This window comes from Nocardiopsis valliformis DSM 45023 (assembly GCF_000340985.1).
Taxonomy (GTDB): Bacteria; Actinomycetota; Actinomycetes; order Streptosporangiales; family Streptosporangiaceae; genus Nocardiopsis; species Nocardiopsis exhalans.
The window spans coordinates 109,108-126,378 of record NZ_ANAZ01000014.1 but is presented as its reverse complement, the minus strand read 5'-3'; the positions used below and the strand labels follow the sequence as shown (position 1 = coordinate 126,378).

Genomic DNA, 17,271 nt, shown 5'->3' with positions numbered 1-17,271 from the left:
CCTCTGGCGCACATCGGGCGCACACCAGAGCCAAAAACGATGAGAGACAGCGCGTGTTACCAGCAGATGAAATCCCCCTTCATCAGGGGACTTTCAGGGTCTGCGCTGCTACCGTCCTTGCGGGTATCAGTTCTACGACATCTAAGCAGCACCCCTCGGGGCCGGTATCCGCACTGGATACCGGCCCCGAGTCGATTCCGGGGCCGGTCAGCGATGTGGTCGAGGTGTGGTCACCACGCGATCGGCACCCGATGGCCCGCCGTGCGGCCGCGATGCCGGGCGTACGGCTACCGTTGACGCGTGGCAAGGGACGGAAACACCAACATGACAGCAGGCGCGCTCGCCCGGCGCGGTTTCAGCGACAGCACCCGGGCCCTGCGGCTGGTGGCGGAGGCCGGGTTGGACGCCCGGGCCGACACCGACGTGATCGGCTCCCTCGCGGCGGCAGCCGACCCCGACCAGGCCCTGCTGGGTCTGCTCCGGCTGCTGGAGGCCTCGCCCGACCCCGACGAAGTGCTGGTGGCGCTGCGGGAGGAGGCGGACTTGCGGACCCGGCTGTGCCGAATCCTGGGGGCCAGCACGGCCCTGACCGACCACCTGGTGCGGCACCCCGGTGACTGGCGCGAACTGCGCGGGGCCGACGCCTCGCGCACCCCCGATCCCGAGGAGCTGCGCCGGGGACTGATGCACACCGTAGGCGCACAACCCGACGAGGCCGCACCCGTCGCCGACCTCTCCCTAGGGCTGGGCTCCAACGAGGTCCCCTCGGCCGTACTGCGCCACACGCTGCGGGTGGCCTACCGGCGCCGGGTCCTGCGGTTGGCCGGGCGGGACCTGACCGGAGTGAACACCGTCGACGAGGTCGCCGCGGAGCTGGCCGACCTGGCCGCCTCCACCCTGGACGCGGCGCTGGCGGTGGCGCGCGCCGAGGCCCCCGAGGACGCGGCGCTGTGCCGGCTGAGTGTCATCGGCATGGGCAAGTGCGGCGGCCGGGAGCTGAACTACGTCAGCGACGTGGACGTGGTGTTCGTGGCCGAGCCAGCCCCAGGCGAGGACGGCCTTCCCCTGGATGAGCAGGAGGCCCAGCGCGCGGCCACCAAGCTGGCTACCGCGATGATGCGGATCCTCTCGGAGACCGACGCCGAGGGCACCCTGTGGGAGGTGGACCCGGCGCTGCGCCCCGAGGGCAAGAACGGCCCGCTGGTGCGGCCGCTGGCCGGCCACCTGGCCTACTACGACCGCTGGGCCAAGACCTGGGAGTTCCAGGCGCTACTCAAGGCCCGGCACATCGCCGGAGACGTGGCGCTGGGCCGGGAGTACACCGAGGCGATCGCGCCCCTGGTCTGGGAAGCCTCCGGGCGCAAGGACTTCGTGGAGGACGTGCAGGCGATGCGCCGCCGGGTGGTGGCGCACATCCCCGCCGGCGAGGCCGAACGCGAACTCAAACTGGGCCCGGGCGGCCTGCGCGACATCGAGTTCTCCGTGCAGCTGCTCCAGCTGGTGCACGGGCGTTCCGACGACCGGCTGCGGTCCGGCAACACCCTCCAGGCACTGGCCGTGCTGTCGGAGTACGGCTACGTGGGACGTAAGGACGCGGCCGGGCTGGCCGACGCCTACCGGTTCCTGCGCCGGGTGGAACACCTGCTGCAGCTGGAGCGGTTGCGCCGTACCCACCTGCTGCCCGACCCCAAGGCCCCGGACGGCCCCGCGCAGCTGCGCCAGCTGGGCAGGGCGCTGGGCTTGACCGCCGACCCGGTGCGCGAGCTGACCGAGGCCCGCAAGCGGGTGTCGGCGGAGGTGCGCCGCCTGCACGAGAAGCTCTTCTACCGTCCGCTGCTGAACGCGGTGGCCAAGCTCCCCGAGGACGAGATCCGTCTCTCCCCCGACCAGGCGGTCGAGCGGCTGGGCGCCCTGGGATTCGTGGATCCGCGCGGGGCGCTGCGCCACCTGGAGTCGCTGACGTCGGGGCTGTCCCGGCGAGCGGCTATCCAGCGCACGCTGCTGCCGGTGATGCTGGGCTGGTTCGCCGACTCCCCCGACCCGGACGCCGGGCTGCTCGGGTTCCGGCAGGTCAGCGACTCCCTGGGCACCACACCCTGGTACCTGCGGCTGCTGCGCGACGACGTGCGGGTGGCCGAGCGGATGGCGTGGCTGCTGGGTACCAGCCGCTACGTGACCGAACTGCTGCTGCGGGCGCCCGAGGCGGTCGCGATGCTGGCCGACGACGCCGACCTCAAGCGCCGGGAGACCACGTCGCTGATGGCCGAGGCGGACGCCGCCCTGCGCCGCTACGACACCCCGGAGGAGGCGGTGTCGGCGGTGCGCGCCCTGCGCCGCCGTGAGCTGCTGCGCACGGCCGCCGCCGACCTGCTGGGGGTGTCCTCGGTGGAGGAGGTCGGCCGGGCGCTGACCGGCATCGCCGCGGTGACCATCGACGCCGCCCTGCGCGCCGCCTACACCAAGGTGGTGGCCGAAGCGGGCGGTGAGGAGCTCACCCGGGTGTGCGTGGTGGCCATGGGCCGGTTCGGCGGCGGTGAGCTCACCTACGCCAGCGACGCGGACGTCATGTACGTGCACGACCCCGTGCCGGGTGTGGACACGGGCGCGGCGACCAAGCAGGCCATGGCGATCGTGCGGGAACTGGCCCGGCTGCTGGAGATGCCGCAGGCCGAGCCGCCGCTGAAGGTGGACACGGACCTGCGACCGGAGGGCAAGAGCGGACCGGTGGTGCGCACCCTGGACTCCTACGCCGCCTACTACGGCCGCTGGTCCCAGGTGTGGGAGAGCCAGGCCCTGCTACGGGCTCGGCCGATCGCCGGTGACGAAGGACTGAGGTCGGCGTTCATCGCGCTGATCGACCCCATCCGCTACCCGGACGGGGGCATTGAACCCGCCTCCGTACTGGAGATCCGCAAGCTCAAGGCGCGGATGGAGGCCGAGCGGCTGCCGCGCGGCGCCGACCCCACCCTGCACACGAAACTGGGCCGGGGCGGGCTGTCGGACGTGGAGTGGGTGGCGCAGCTGGTGCAGTTGCGCCACGCCCACGAGTACCCGGACCTGCGTACCCCCCAGACACTGTCCGCGCTGTCGGTGGCGGTGGCCCACGGGCTGCTGGCCGCCGACGACGGTGTGGTGCTGGAGGAGGCCTGGCGACTGGCGTCGCGGGTACGCGGGATGGTCATGCTGGTGCGCGGCCGGGGCGGTGACTCGCTCCCGCATGACCTTCGGGTGCGCGCGGCGCTCGCCCAGGCCATGGGCTTCGGCGACGACAGCGGTGACGGGGAGGCCGAGGAGGAGGGCCCGAACCAGGAGGGTCCGGACCCGGAGGGCCCCGCGGAGCAGCTGACCGAGGCCTACCTGCGAACCACTCGCCGGGCGCGGGCGGTCATGGAGCGGGTCTTCTACGACGACTGAGACGGCTGAGCGGCACCGGGCGGAGCCACCCGGGCGGGCGGGGGAGGGAACATGACCGTGACGGTCAGCCCTCCCGTTGCTGATTCTTTGGTCGAACATCAGGATCCCGAACATTTCTGCCCGGGAGGTCCGTGACGGTCTCACCACAACCTCAGTTGGGTGCCTCGACGACGGTCTCCCGCTTCCTTCCGCGTACGCGGTGTTGCGCCACCAGCCCGCCCCGCCGGGGTCGTGCGACCCCGGCGGGTGGTGCGGGTCTTACGGTCGGCTCCACGGGGTTTTGGAGCTTGCGCTCCCCGGTCTCCGGCCACTCCGGTACCGGTATTACTCATGCTCTGCGCCAGTTTGGCGAGGTTGCGTGCGGCGTTGACGTCCCGGTCCAACACCAGGGGACATTCGTCGCAGTCGAACACCCGGACGTGCAGGCCCAGCTTGGTTTTCACCGCGCCGCACCCCGAGCAGGTCTTGCTGCTGGCGAACCATCGGTCCGCCACGATCATTCGGCCACCGTTCCAGGTGGTCTTGTAGTCCAGCTGGCGGCGGATCCGCCCGAACCCGGCATCGGCGATGTGGCGGGCCAGACGCCGGTTCTTGACCATTCCGGCCACGTTCAGGTCCTCCACCACGACCGTCCCGTATTCGCGGGCCAGGCTGGTGGTGAGCTGGTGGATGGCGTCCTCGCGCAGGTTCGCCACCCGGTGGTGCACGCGGTTGCGTTCGATGTTGGCCTTGACCCACCGCTGTGACGGAGCCTGTCCGGTGCGCCGGTCAGGGCCTTGACGTCGCGACACCCGCCGGGACGCGTGGCGTAGACGCTGGAGCTCACCGTTCAGGTGGCGAGGGTTGGCCACGTGTCGTACCTGTCCGTCGGAGTCAGCGACCACCGCCAGAGCTTTGACGCCCAGATCGACTCCGGCCACCGACCGCGGGCGGGCCGGAGCACGTACGGCGCGTTCGATCTCGACCTGGAAGGAGACCTGCCAGCGGCCTCGTCGATGGGAGACCGTGGCGGACAGGATTCGGGCTGTGCCGTTGGCCAGACGGCGGTGGAGTTTTCGGGTGGACTCATGGGTGCGCACCCGCCCCACGACCGGCAGCACCACGTGACGGCGGGTGTCCTCACACCGGATGGCCCCGGTGGTGAACCGGCAGGCCAGTCGGGAGCGGTGTTTGGACTTGAACTTGGGGCGGCCCATGCGTGCCCCGGCACGTTCGCCGCATTTGGACTTGGAGTAGGCGTCGAACGCTGCGGCCGCGCCTGCCAGACCGGTGTTGTAGGCCTCTTTGGAGTTGTCCGCCCACCAGTGAGCGAACCGAGGGTCGGTGTGTTTGGCGGCGTTGAACTCTTTGCGCAGGCTCGGTAGCGACCAAGACCGCCAGGGGGCGAGTTCCTCCTCGGCAATGCCGTAGGAGGCTTCGGCCTTGCGTTGGTCCCAGACCGCCAGTACATGGGAGATCGCCCAGTTGTAGGCGGCCCGGGAAGCCCCGCAGTGCGAGCGCAACCGTTGCTCGGTCTGGGCTGCGGAGTCCAAGGCGAACACGAACGCCTGAACGACCCACCCGGGGCGGGGCTCGAACCCCCGCTTGTCCCGCTTCTTCTCCGGCTTCGGCTGCTGCCCGGTGTGCTGTTCGGTTGCCGTCTTCATAGAGTTCTCCCCCTCCCAGCGCTCATCGTTCAGGTGTTCGAGACCAAACGCTAGTGGGGCGGGCGGGGTCGTGTCCGCCGAATACGACAACCCGCCGACTTTTTCTACTCGTGTAGACGGCCCATGCCTCAGACCCTGAACTCCACAGGCTTCCAGGGTGGTGATCTGTGATTACAGAAATAAATGTTTGTCAATGAATCACGGAACAGCTCACGGCCCCGTCCCCTTTCCTGTGCGGCCTAGGAGCCCTGCCGCGCCTGCCCGGCCCTCTCGAGGACGCCTCCGCGGGCTGACGGCAGCGAAAAGGGGAAGGGCACCTCCGCGCCGGAGGAGTGTGGCGCGAAGGTGCCCGAGGGTCGGACCGGGGGGTGAACGGTCCTGGAGATGGCTCCGTGGGGATGCACCCGCAAGAATGGCTCAGCGGAGATGAGTCCGCAGGGCCGGGTCAGCGGGGCGGGATCAGCGCTGGCCCCAGGTGACGGAGGCGGCGGGGCCCACCCGGTTGTTACCGGGTTCCCAGTCCGCGCCGCCGTCGGGCCAGACCTTGACCAGCTTCCACTCGGTGTCCGGTCCGATGGTGACACTGCCCGACCACTGCGGGTAGGTGCCGGAGTCGGTGGTCAGCGGGGCGCCGTCCGCCGGGTTCCAGGAACCCAGTTCGGGGGTGGAGCCGACGACGTGCACCTCCTGACCGAAGTAGGTGTGGACGGTCGCGGTGACGGTGACACGGTCGCCGCCGTTGCCGCCGCAGTCCTGCCCGCACTCGCCGCCCACGTGCAGCGCCAGGGCGCCGTCGGCGGGGACGGTCGCGGAGACCTGGCCACCGGAGACGGTGGCACCGCCCGGTCCCGCGGCGTTGTCGTAGTCGCCGTCGGGCAGGGAGGTCGGGGCGCTCAGCTGCCAGGCCTGGCCCGAGGCATTGAAGGCGGCGAAACCGCTCTCACCGCGGTCGAAGGCCACGCGGGACGATCCGTCCTGGGCGCGTTCGGTCAGGCCCGTGCCGCTCACCGCGTTACGGAAGGAGACCATGCCGCTGACAGCCTCGTCGCGGTGCTCGCAGACCCAGTCCGAGCTGGTGCAGTCGCTGTCCTCGGTGATCCATCCGGCCGGGTTGCCGTCGACCTCGCCGATGTTGGGCGGGCCCTCGGTGTCGTTGCCCTGGAAGTCGTAGCTCGACATCACCACGGGGGTGCCGTAGGGGTGCGCGAGCATGAAGGCGGTGGCGAGGTAGTAGCGGTCGCCGTCCACGTAGGTGAGGGTCGGCTCGTAGCGCTGGGTGTCGTGGTTGTCGACGAAGACCACGGACTCGGCGGAGGTGAGTCCGCCGTGATCCGGCATGTCGGTCAGCCCGGTGATGTCACCGTTGGCGAAGCCCGACGCGATGTCGCGCTTGTAGTCGAAGTTGGTGACCTGCCCGTAGGGCGTGTACGCGGTGTAGGGGACGGTCTGGTCCCCGTAGACCTCGTGGTAGACGTGCGGGGCGCCGCCGAAGCCGGGGACCTCGTCCAGGGCGTCGATGATAGCGCCCATGTCGTCCTCGGCGATGTGCTTGGAGGCGTCCACCCGGAAGCCGCCCACGCCCATGGCGATCAGCTCGTTCAGGTAACGGGTGATCTGGGCCCGCACGTGCGGGGAGCCGGTGTCCAGGTCGGCCAGGTCGAGGAGCTGGCAGTTCTGCACCTCCCACTTGTCGTCCCAGTTCTCGATGGTGTCGTAGCAGGGGGCGAAGTCCTCGTAGGAGTAGGCGGCCGAACCGTCCCCGAACAGGTCCGGGTACTCGTACTGCTCCCACTCGGTCCCGGCGCTGCCGGTGCTGGTTTCCTCCTGCGGGCCGGTCATGTGGTTGATGACAGCGTCGACGTAGATCCGGACGCCGTTGTCGGCGCAGGTCGCGACCATGTCCTCGAAATCCTCGGCGGTGCCGCGCCGGGTGTTGTCGACCTGGTAGGAGACCGGCTGGTAGTCCTGCCACCAGGGGTAGTTGCCGCCTTCGGAGAAGGGGACGACCACGTGTTCCTGGGGCGGGGAGACCTGGACGCCGCCGTATCCGGCGGGGCCGAGGAAGTCGGCGCACTCGGCGGCGACGGAGTCCCAGTTCCACTGGAACAGGTGGACGATGGTGTCGGCCGCGCCCTCCTGGGCGACGGCGGGGGGTGCCTGGGCAGGTTCCTGGGGGCTCGCGGACGCGGGAACCGTTAGCAGGCCGGTTCCCAGCACCACGGCCCCGGCGAGGGCGCCGAGTCGGGCTGTTCTCATGGAGCGCTCCTTGGGGGGAGTCCTGAAGCGGGGCCGCGCTGCCCCGCCGCATCATCTTGCAGAATCCGCAAGAGTTTGCGTGGAGGTGATGAAGGTAACAGAAGAACCTTCGATTGTGAACAGAGGTTGACCGGCGCGTTAAGCACCCAGGGCCACGCAACAGCGCTCTGACCTCAACGAAAGAACCTGCAAGAAATTCGAAAACACACCCCGGGCCGAGCAGGAACAGGCGCCAGAAGCCACCTGCGGACAGCAGAAACGCCGGTGGCGGCCCGGACCGTGTGCGATCCGAGCCGCCACCGGCGGCGAGAGGGCGACCCGTGCGGGCGGGTACGCCGACGTGGCGGGAGAGGCCTACCAGAAGACCGCGACACCGATGTTGACGATGGCGAGGACACCGGCGATGATCGCCAGGTTCTTGGCGGGCTTGCGCAGGTTCAGCACACCGACGACCACCACGCCCAGTGCAATGAGGAGCTTCACCGCGACCTTGATGTGGTTGATCTCGGCGGTGTCCGCCATCTCGGCGACGCCGACCAGCAGCAGGCCGGTGACGAACTGGAGCAGGGCGCTGTGCAGCAGGACCTTGGTCGACTTGAGGTTGTCGGTCATCAGCTGCATCAGGAAACCGGCGATGATGCCGGCCAGGCCGAGCATGTGCAGGAAGACGAGCGCGGAGTAAAGAATGTCCATGCCCGTAGACTACTACGCCCTGTAGTTGATGACCTTGTTTTACTGACGCCCTGACGTAACAAAACAGACAACCCACCCCGAACGCGCCCTCACGCCTTCCGGGCCGGCCCCCATTGCCGCCACAACAACCAGACCAGCACCATCAACACTCCCACGCCCAGCGCCCGCAGCACGCCGTCGCGGTCGACCAGCTCCCCGGCCCGCGAGAGCACCGTCTGGTCAGCGATCAGGAGGGTGTCACTCGCACAGGCCGAGGGCTCGGCGTCGCGGTCCAGCAGCAGGCAGGCGGTGCTCACCACCCGGGCCCCCGCCTCGGCGTTCTCGGACACCCGGACCCGCACCGTGTAGACGGCCTCCTCGTCCTCGGGCACGTCCACCCGCCAGTTGGCGACCCCCTCCTCCACCAGCCCGCCCTGGCCGATCTCCAGCACCTCCAGGGGTTCGGGCACGTGCTGGGCGAGCAGTGCACCCTCCACCGGAGTCTCGCCGCCGTTGGCCACGGTCGCCCGGTAGACGACCTCCTCCCCCGGCAGCGGGGGCTGGTCCACCCCGAACAGCGCCAACCCCACCAGGTCGCTGTCGGCGAGCCCTTCACCCCCGGAGAGCACACCGGGCAGCCCTCGTTCCGGCTCGTCCTCGTCCGCGACGGCGGGGGCCGCGCACAACACGGCGGCGGCCAGACCGGCGAGGGCCCATCCGGGCCTTCGCCCGAACCCTCCCCCGCGCCCGCCCGCGACCCGTCGACCGATCCCACAAGCGACCAGAGTCATCCCACGCCTCCTTGAGGTTCACCCTGTGACACCTCAAGACAACTACGCGCCACCACCCGAGAACGCTCGGTGACACGCCCCCGACCAGAGGAACCTACGACGGAAACCCCTCCTGAGCACGGCTGAACGGGCCTGAGACCGGATGCTTAGGCCGCACCTCACACGTCTTAGACGTCTTAGGCACAGCTTGCCCGGTTCCGTACGGAAAACCGGTGAATCCTTCCGATGTGCGAGGGACCCCCTTAGCCGGATCGTGGAGGACACAAGGGCGGGACACCGGTTCCGCCGCACAACCGAAGGACTCACCGTGTTCCACCTCGCACCACAGCACAGCAGCCGGGCCCTCTCCGAGCGGGCCGCCCAGCGCAGCGAGCACCTCCACGCGGTCCGCGAGGCGCGGGCCGAGGCCCGCGCCCGCCGCCGGGCCGCACGCGAGGGCCGACGCTCCGACACGACCTGAGGGCGCGCGTCACGACAAGACCGCACCAACACCACCACGGGGGAACACCATGAGCTACGCCGACCTGCGCCTGGCCACCACGCACGCCCTGTACGACGAGCGCCTGCGCCAGGCCGAACTCAGCCGCCGTACCCGGCGCCTGCGCAACGAGGCGCGGGCCCGTCGTCGGGAAAACCAGGTGAGCTACCAACCACGGAGAGCATAATGGGCGATATGCCCCTCCTTTCAGACACCAGTCCCGTCTTCGTCGGCCGCCTGGACCATCTGCGGTTGCTGACCGACCAGGCCCACCGTGTACGGACCGGGCCTCCGGAGATGCTTCTGGTCGGAGGGGACGCCGGGGTCGGCAAGAGCCGCCTGGTCGCCGAGTTCGCCGCGACACGACCGCCCGGCACGGTCTTCCTGGGAGCCTGCCTGCAACTGGGCGTGGACGGCCTGTCCTACGCGCCCTTCACCGCGGTGCTCCGCCAGATCCTGCGCGAGCGCGGCCGTCCTCCGTTCGAGTCGGCCGCCCCGGGCGGGATCGGTGAGTTCGCCCGGCTCCTGCCCGAGCTGGGCGAGCCGTCCGCGGACCGGAGGGAGAACCGCGGCATCCTCTTCGAGCAGGTGCTGCGCCTGTTCGACCAGGTGGCGGGGGACGACGGGATCACGGTGGTGCTGGAGGACCTGCACTGGGCCGACGGCGCCACCCGGGACCTGCTGGTCTTCCTGGCCCGCAACCTGGACCGGCCGGGCACACAGATCGTGGCCACCTACCGCAGCGACGACCTGCACCGATCGCATCCGCTGCGCCGCCTCCTCCCCGAACTCGAACGCCTGCCCCGGGTGGGCCGGATCGTGCTGGAACCGCTCACCCGCGAGGAGGTGGGCCGCCAGGCCGCCGCCATCCGCGGTGAGGTTCTGGGGGAGGACGCGCTGAACACGCTCTACCAGCGCAGCGAGGGCGTGCCGCTGTTCGTGGAGGCGCTGGCCGCCGCCGACAGCTGCCCGGACGACGACCCCGACCTGCCGGACCACTTCCGCGACCTCTTCCTGGAACCCCTGCACCGCTTCGACGAGTCCGCCATGGCCGTCCTGCGGGTGGCCGCGGTGGGCGCCGTGGCCGACTCCATCGAGCACGAGTTCCTCTACCACGCGGCCGGTCTGCCCGAACACGAACTGGAGGCCGCGCTGCACACGTTGGTGGACGCCAACGTGCTGCGCCCCGGACGCACCGGCTACCGGTTCCGGCACGCGCTGCTGCGCGACGCCGTGCACGAGGAGATCCTGCCCGGCCCGCACTCACGGCTGCACCTGCGCTTCGCCCAGCTCATCGACGAGTACCCCGAAGCCGTGCCCGTGGACCGCCGCGCGGCCGAGCAGGCCCACCACTACCAGGCCGCCCAGGACCTGCCCCGGGCGATGGAGGCCGCCTGGTGGGCGGCGGTACAGGCCAAGAAGACGCTCGCCTTCGACGAGCGGCTGGACATGCTGGAGCGAGTCCTGGCGCTGTGGGACCGGGTGCCCGACCCCAGCAGCCGGGTGGAAGGGCTCAGCTGGGCCGCGGTGGTCAGCCGGGCCGCCAACACGGCCATCTCCGCCAACCGCAGCAGGCGCGCCCTGGAACTGGTCGACGAGGCCCTGGCCACCCTTCCCGGGGACGCCACCGACGACGAGACCCTCACGACGCGGGCGGTCCTGCTGCGCCAGCGCGGCCAGGCCCGGGCCAACCACGTGCGCGACGGCGGGATCGTCGACCTGATCCGGGCGCTGGAGTTGCACCCGCCGCACATGCCCGGGTACAGCCAGCTGCTGGCGATCCTGGCCCGCGAGTGCGCCCTGCTGCGCGAGGACCGCGCGCAGACCCTCGAACAGAGGATCCTCCGGGAGCTCGCCGAGTCCGGCCGCGGACCACGCTCACTGGCCGAGATGGCGATAGAGGCGGCCGACACCGGCAGCCTCTCCGACGCCTGCGCGGCCGCCGACGCCCGCATCACCCTGGGCGGGGCGTACATGCAGGAGGGCGATATGGAGCGCGGGCGCCCGCTCATGGAACGGGGCCTGGCCGAAGCCAAGAAGCTGCGCCAGCCCCACATGGAGGCACGCGGGGCCGGGAACCTGGGCCACTTCCTGCGCGAGCTGGGCCACCACGAGGAGGGACTCCGGGTGCTGGACGAGTCCCTGGCCCGACACGAGTCCCTGGGCTGGGCCCCGGCGCACAAGTCCTTCAACCACCAGAACCGCGCCGAGATCTACCTGGAGCTGGGCGACCTCCGCCAGGCGCGGGAGATCTTCCGGCTCTATCTGCGCAGTGGACAGCGGAACGACAAGCACCAGTTCTACATCCAGGCCGTGGAAGCGCGGGCCGCCGCGGCCATGGGGGACACGGCAGCGGCACGGGACGCGGCGGGGCCCGTGGGCGACCGTTCCATGCTGGACTCGCACCGGATGAACATCCTCCAGTTGCGGGCCATGGGCGCGCTGGACGCCGGCCTGGCCGAGGGCGATCTCGCCGAGGTCCTCTCCCTGTCCTGGGAGGTGCTGGAACAGGTGGCGCTGGAGTGCTCCCCCGGGTACACGTGGCCGCTGCTGGACCAGATGGCCGAGGCCACCCGGTTGGGTTCGGAACAGGGGCGTACGGAACGGGGCAACGGAACGGAGAACGCCGAGACCGCCCGCCGGGTCCGCGCGCTGATCGCCCGGACCGCAGGGAAGACACCCGTCACCGGGCTGGTCCACCCGGCGCACGCGGCCTCGGTCACCGCCCTGCTCGCCGAGGGTGAGGGGACCGCCCCGGCGGAACTGGCCGAGCTGTGGGCCGCGGCGGTAAGGGCCTGGGAGCGCACCCCAATGCGGCTGCACCTGGCCCGCGCACAGCTGCGCGAGGCCGAGGCGCGGGTCGCCGCCGGTGAGCGGGGAGCGGCCGTGCTGCTCACCCGCCAGGTGTACGAGACGGCCACCGAGTGCGGCGCGGCCCCGCTGGCCCGGGCCGCCGAGGACCTGGCCCGCCGACTGGGCACGGGGCTGTCCGAGGAGTCGGTGCCCCCGCCCGCCCCCGCCGGGCTGACCGGCCGCGAGACGGAGGTGCTGCGGCTGTTGGCCTCGGGCGCCACCAACGCCGACATCGCCGCCGAGCTGTTCATCAGCCCCAAGACGGCCAGCGTGCACGTGTCCAACATCCTCGGCAAGCTGGACGTCCCCAACCGCGCCACCGCCGGGGCCCGCGCCCGCGAACTCGGCCTCGTCTGACGAGCAGGGGACCGCTGAGAACGGAAGCGGTGGGAAACGTGCTGGGCCGTACCCGATCGGCTACGGCCCAGCAGGCAGCCGCTAGCCCTCCGTGGGCGGGCCCGCTGCCTTCAAGATGTCGGTGCGCAACACCTGCTCCGCGTTCAGGACCTCGATGCCGAGCAGCTTCCCGTCGGCGTCGAAGTCCAGGATGATCTCCCCGTCCGGGTCGGGGGTGGTGATCGAGTGCTGCTGGGTTACGGCCTCCCCCGCTCCGATGGGGTCGACGACGTAGATATAGGCGGCCCCCGCCTCACTGTCGTACGTGATCCGCATGCTCTGCTCCTCGTGCGCGGTCCGGGACATCCCCGTCAGCCCTTGGTGACGGTGACAATGTTGCCGTTCTTGTTGTTCACGACCACGCGGATCTTGTTCTTGCCCTTGCCCTGGATGAAAACACTGGTATTGCCCTTCCCCGCGGTCTTCTTCCCATTCTGGACGACCTGCTGGACCACCTTCTGGCTAACCTTTCGCTTGGCCATCTGGCCGGCGGCATGGGCGGTGATCCTCGCTCCCACCATCAGCGCGGGGATCCAGAACGGATCGGCGACCACGGGGTAGACCGTGTCCTCGCCGAACTCCACCCGCTGTACGAGGGAGTCGCCCTGGACGGTCAGCTCGGTGGGCAAGGGGGAGCCGTCGGCGTCCACCGCCCACGGCGGGGCGACGGTCCCGACCATGTCGCCGTTCCCGTCGAGGACGAACGCGCCGCCGTCCTCGAGCTCCACGAGCTCACCGCCCTCAGGCAGGTCGAGGTCGAAGCGGTACTCGTCCGGGGCGGACGGGGAGTCGATGTGCAGCAGCAGGCGCGCTGTGCCACCGTCTTCCGTCCGAACCGCCGAAGAGAAGTCGGCGGAGTCCCCGGTGAACAGCATCGTGCCCGACGCGCCCACGGACGCGCGGGCCCGGTCCGGTGCGGGCATCCCGATGAGGATCTCCTCCCCGCCTGAGAGGGGGATGCGCAGGGCAGAGTTCGGCTCGGAGCCGATGGTCATGTCATCCGGCCGACCAGAGGCGAAGAGCGCCTCGGGGTAGCCCGTGGAATCCTCCGCGGCGACACCGTCGGCGACCTCGTCGATACGGTCAAGAGTGTCGCGCGTGTGATCGGGCCGCTCGTCGGCGACCACCGCCGTCTCCGACAGAAGGAGCGCGGCTACGACTCCGAGGGCCAGGGGATACTGCTTCTTCACCGGGCTGTCCCGTCTATATCTATGGATTCTCCAGGAACACGGCAGCGCCCCCGATCACTACGGTTCGTGGCCGTAGGGATCGGGAGCGCGGCCGGGGAGGTGAATATCCTCTCGGGAACAGAAGGCCACAAACCTCCTACCGAGGAAGGAAGCCGGACATGACCTTCGTTGCGTAGGCGGCCTCCCGGTCCCTGACTTTGGTCAGGTCCGGGGTGGAGCGGCAGGGCTCGCTCGGGGCTGCCCCTAGCAATGCCGCCACGAGCGGGACGTCAGCCTTCGAGGTCGATGCGGTTGACCACCCGGGTGACCAGCTCTTCCAAGCCGCCCTCGGAGGCGAGCACCCCGGGCAGGGTGAGGTATTCGGTCACCAGCCAGTTCAGGGCCAGATACAGCACCAGGACGGTGTCACGGCCGCCAGGCATACCGGCCTTCTCATGGAAGGCGATGTTGGCGTCCAGGTCCGCGCGGACGCGGGCGGTGAGGTCCGCGCGCAGTTCGGGGCGCCGGGTGGCCTCCAGTTGGAGTTCCAGGGTGGCCAGGTACACGTGGGGTTCGGCGGTCAGGCGCGTGACCGTGGCGCGCATGGCCTCGGTCAGGGCGGCCCGGTCACGGGGGCCGCTGATGACGGCGGCCCACTCCTGCTGCTCGGGCATGAAGCGCTCGTAGGTGCGCGCACCGGTCTGGGCCAGCAGGTCCTCGCGGTTGGCGAAGTAGTTGGAGGCGGTGCCGACCGGCACCCCCGCGCGGGAGTCGACGGCGCGGAAGGTGAGTCCACGTGCGCCCTCCGCTGCGAGTGTCTCGATGGCGGCGTCCAGCAGCGCCGCGCGCCGCTCCGGGTTCTTGACCACGTGTTTCTCCCTCTCTACGAGAAGCTCTGAAAACCCCTTGGCAAACCACTACATACGAAGTACTTTACTTGAAGTACTTCAAGCATAGTGGTGATCTGGCCACGAAGACACTCTCGCAAGGAGACGCATGCGAACCCTCACCTACTTCGTCGCGGTCTCGCTCGACGGCTACGTCTGCGCGCCCGACGGATCCTTCGACTTCTTTCCCGTCGGCGACGCCAACGGAGACCTCGGGGACAACGGCGAGTTCCACGTGAACGAGTACCCGGAACTGCTCCCCACACCGGCGCGGAACGCCCTCGGGGTGGACGTGCCCAACAAGCACTTCGACACCATGCTGCAAGGCCGGGGCTCCTACCAGGTCGGCCTCGACGAGGGGATGACCAGCCCCTACGGGCACATGCGCGAGTACGTCTTCTCCCGCACCCTGCCCCGGGGCATCGACCCGAACGTCACGGTGGTGGCCACCGACCCGCTGGAGACGGTTCGTGAACTCAAGAAGGAGGACGGGCCGCTGGGCATCTGCATGGTCGGCGGGCCCAGCATCGCCGGACTCCTGCTGCCGGAGATCGACGAGCTCATGATCAAGCGCTACCCGGTCGTGGCTGGGCACGGAAAGCCCTTCTTCGAGGGCGCGGCCTTCGACCCCGCCGAGTTCGAGCGGGTGGAGAGCCGCGTCTTCGAAAAGGGTGCCGACTACACCCTCTTCCGCCGGCGCAACGCCGTCGCGACGTGACCCGGAACGCGCCGGGGGCCGTCGTGCGCGCTCACACCGTCCAGCGGTTGGTGATGGGCAGACGGCGGTCCCGGCTGAGGTTGCGGGAACTGATCTTGGTGCCGGGCGCAGTCTGGCGGCGCTTGTACTCGGCCCGGTCCACCAGCCGGATCACCCGACGCACCAGCTCGGGGTCGTACCCGGCGAAGACCAGCTCCGCCTCACCCCGATCGGTGCCCACGTAGGCGTCCAGGACCGCGTCCAGCAACGCGTAGTCGGGCAGGGAATCCGCGTCGAGCTGATCGGGGCGCAGCTCCGCGCTGGGCGGTTTGGTGATCGAGTTCTCCGGGATCGGCGGGGTGTGCCCCTGCCGGGCCGCCTCGGCGTTGCGCCACAGCGCCAGCTCCCACACCAGCGTCTTCCAGCAGTCCTTGATCGGGGCGAACCCGCCCACCGAGTCGCCGTACAGCGTGGAGTAGCCGGTGGCGGCCTCGCTCTTGTTGCCGGTGGCCAGCACCAGATGGCCCTCCTGGTTGGACAGCGCCATGAGCAGCGTGCCGCGCACCCGTGCCTGGAGGTTCTCCGCGGCGAGCCCGCTCAACGGAGCGTCAGCACCCGCCGCCTGCTCGAAGGCCTCGACCACCGGGGCGATCGGCACCGTGCGGGCCGCGAAACCCTGGCGTTGGGCCAGGTCCTCCGCGTCAGCGACCGAGTGCCCACTGGAGTAGGCGCTGGGCAGCAGGATCCCGTGCACCCGCTCCGGGCCCAGAGCGTCCACGGCGACGGTCGCGACCAGGGCCGAGTCGATACCCCCGGAGATCCCCAGGACCGCCGAGGCGAACCCGTTCTTGGCCGCATAGTCGCGCAGGCCCACCACCAGCGCACGGTAGACCTCCCCGACGTCGGAAAGCGGATCCGGGCGCGGGGTGACGGTGTTGCGCACCGGTGCACAGGGCTCCGCGGGCGCGGCGGACAACGTGCGCCGGACGATCCGCAGACCGTCCACCACCTCGCCGTCACCGGCGCCGTCCCTGGTCTGCGCGGCCTCCGCCAGGTCCAGGTCGGCGACCAGCAAAGCGTCCTCGAATTGCGGAGCACGCGCCACCAGCTCGCCCTCGGCGTCCACCACCAGGGAGTCGCCCTCGAAGACCAGGTCGTCCTGACCGCCGACCATGTTCACGTAGGCCACGGCCGCGCCGGTCTCGCGGGCACGGCGCGAGCAGAGTTCGAGGCGCACGTCGTCCTTGTGCCGCTCATAGGGCGAGCCGTTCAGCGTGACCAGCAGACCGGCCCTCGCCGCACGCACCGCGGTAACCGGACCGCCGTCCTGCCACAGGTCCTCGCAGACGGCCAGGGCCACGTCCACCCCGCGCACCCGGATCACCGGCAGGGTGTCACCGGGCACGAAGTTGCGGTACTCGTCGAAGACCCCGTAGTTGGGCAGATGGTGCTTGGCGGAGGTGAGCTCGACACGACCCCCGTGCAACACGGCGACCGCGTTCTGCGGCGCCCCGGAAGGCTGGCCGTACCGCTCCCCCGGGCCTTCTCTCCGGGAGAGGAATCCCACCACCACCGGCAGCTCGCCCAGCCCCACTTCGGCCAGGTCGGTGGCCAGTGCCCGGGTGGCCCGCACTGACGCCGACACGAACGAGTCGCGCAGGGCCAGGTCCTCGACCGGGTAACCGGTGACGATCATCTCCGGCAGCACCACCAGATGGGCGCCGGCCGCCGCGGCTCGCCGGGCGGAGTCCACCACGAGCCGACTGTTTCCCTCCAGGTCACCCACGGTGGGGTTGACCTGGGCCAGTGCGATTCTCAGCTGTGCCACGGGCCGAGCGTATCCACCGATTGTTTCCGGGGCGTGTTACATCACCGATCCGGCACGACGAATCCGGCCCGGGATGGCCCGAAACCCCTGCGCCAGAGGTCATAATGCGTGTGCGGGGGACGGACCGGGCAGGCTGGCTGGCGTGTGCGGAAATACCCCGGAAATATCCGCACGGCACACTGGT

At 70.2% G+C, this 17,271-nt stretch carries 13 protein-coding genes; 5 read left to right on the top strand and 8 right to left on the bottom strand.

Annotation, left to right across the window (positions count from 1 at the left end; translation table 11 throughout):
- Window positions 1-324: 324 nt before the first annotated feature.
- Entirely contained in the window at window positions 325-3,414 is a 3,090-nt protein-coding gene (locus tag D457_RS0115735) for a bifunctional [glutamine synthetase] adenylyltransferase/[glutamine synthetase]-adenylyl-L-tyrosine phosphorylase (RefSeq protein ID WP_017581629.1), read from the top strand.
- A gap of 140 nt (window positions 3,415-3,554) precedes the next feature.
- Here the strand turns inward: D457_RS0115735 and tnpB are convergent, their stop codons facing one another.
- The 4 genes from tnpB to D457_RS0115715 all read right to left on the bottom strand — a co-directional run bounded on the left by tnpB (window position 3,555) and on the right by D457_RS0115715 (window position 8,779).
- Window positions 3,555-5,060: an IS607 family element RNA-guided endonuclease TnpB gene (tnpB, locus tag D457_RS0115730; protein ID WP_017581628.1), complete on the bottom strand. Its 1,506-nt coding sequence runs from the start codon at window positions 5,058-5,060 to the stop codon at window positions 3,555-3,557.
- A 459-nt stretch (window positions 5,061-5,519) separates the two neighbouring features.
- The gene (locus tag D457_RS0115725) at window positions 5,520-7,316 is read right to left on the bottom strand and encodes a carbohydrate-binding module family 20 domain-containing protein (protein ID WP_026116686.1); all 1,797 of its coding nucleotides are present in this window, start codon (window positions 7,314-7,316) and stop codon (window positions 5,520-5,522) included.
- A 354-nt stretch (window positions 7,317-7,670) separates the two neighbouring features.
- Window positions 7,671-8,009, bottom strand: coding sequence for a hypothetical protein (locus tag D457_RS0115720; RefSeq protein WP_017581626.1), 339 nt, complete (start codon window positions 8,007-8,009; stop codon window positions 7,671-7,673).
- Window positions 8,010-8,098: 89 nt separating this feature from the next.
- Window positions 8,099-8,779: a hypothetical protein gene (locus D457_RS0115715; protein ID WP_026116685.1), complete on the bottom strand. Its 681-nt coding sequence runs from the start codon at window positions 8,777-8,779 to the stop codon at window positions 8,099-8,101.
- 307 nt (window positions 8,780-9,086) lie between these two features.
- Between D457_RS0115715 and D457_RS36190 the strand changes: the two genes are divergently transcribed.
- The 3 genes from D457_RS36190 to D457_RS0115700 are packed head-to-tail and all read left to right on the top strand — an operon-like array spanning window position 9,087 to window position 12,467.
- Entirely contained in the window at window positions 9,087-9,239 is a 153-nt protein-coding gene (locus D457_RS36190; RefSeq protein ID WP_017581624.1) for a hypothetical protein, read from the top strand.
- 49 nt (window positions 9,240-9,288) lie between these two features.
- Window positions 9,289-9,444, top strand: a complete 156-nt coding sequence (locus tag D457_RS36470) for a hypothetical protein (protein WP_017581623.1) — start codon at window positions 9,289-9,291, stop codon at window positions 9,442-9,444.
- Window positions 9,444-12,467, top strand: coding sequence for a helix-turn-helix transcriptional regulator (locus D457_RS0115700; RefSeq protein ID WP_017581622.1), 3,024 nt, complete (start codon window positions 9,444-9,446; stop codon window positions 12,465-12,467). Before D457_RS36470 ends, D457_RS0115700 begins: the two co-directional genes overlap by 1 nt.
- An 81-nt stretch (window positions 12,468-12,548) precedes the next feature.
- Here D457_RS0115700 and D457_RS0115695 read toward each other — a convergent pair whose 3' ends face one another.
- The 3 genes from D457_RS0115695 to D457_RS0115685 form a co-directional block, all read right to left on the bottom strand.
- Window positions 12,549-12,782, bottom strand: a complete 234-nt coding sequence (locus tag D457_RS0115695; protein WP_039831353.1) for a DUF2283 domain-containing protein — start codon at window positions 12,780-12,782, stop codon at window positions 12,549-12,551.
- A 35-nt stretch (window positions 12,783-12,817) separates the two neighbouring features.
- Window positions 12,818-13,696, bottom strand: a complete 879-nt coding sequence (locus D457_RS34125) for a DUF4258 domain-containing protein (RefSeq protein WP_017581620.1) — start codon at window positions 13,694-13,696, stop codon at window positions 12,818-12,820.
- 269 nt (window positions 13,697-13,965) lie between these two features.
- The gene (locus tag D457_RS0115685; protein ID WP_017581619.1) at window positions 13,966-14,544 is read right to left on the bottom strand and encodes a TetR/AcrR family transcriptional regulator; all 579 of its coding nucleotides are present in this window, start codon (window positions 14,542-14,544) and stop codon (window positions 13,966-13,968) included.
- A gap of 127 nt (window positions 14,545-14,671) precedes the next feature.
- Between D457_RS0115685 and D457_RS0115680 the strand changes: the two genes are divergently transcribed.
- Window positions 14,672-15,280, top strand: coding sequence for a dihydrofolate reductase family protein (locus D457_RS0115680; protein WP_017581618.1), 609 nt, complete (start codon window positions 14,672-14,674; stop codon window positions 15,278-15,280).
- A 31-nt stretch (window positions 15,281-15,311) separates the two neighbouring features.
- On the opposite strand, the gene D457_RS0115675 is transcribed toward D457_RS0115680, so the two are convergent.
- Complete coding sequence (locus D457_RS0115675) at window positions 15,312-17,087, bottom strand: NAD+ synthase (protein ID WP_017581617.1); 1,776 nt, start codon at window positions 17,085-17,087, stop codon at window positions 15,312-15,314.
- Window positions 17,088-17,271 lie beyond the last annotated feature (184 nt).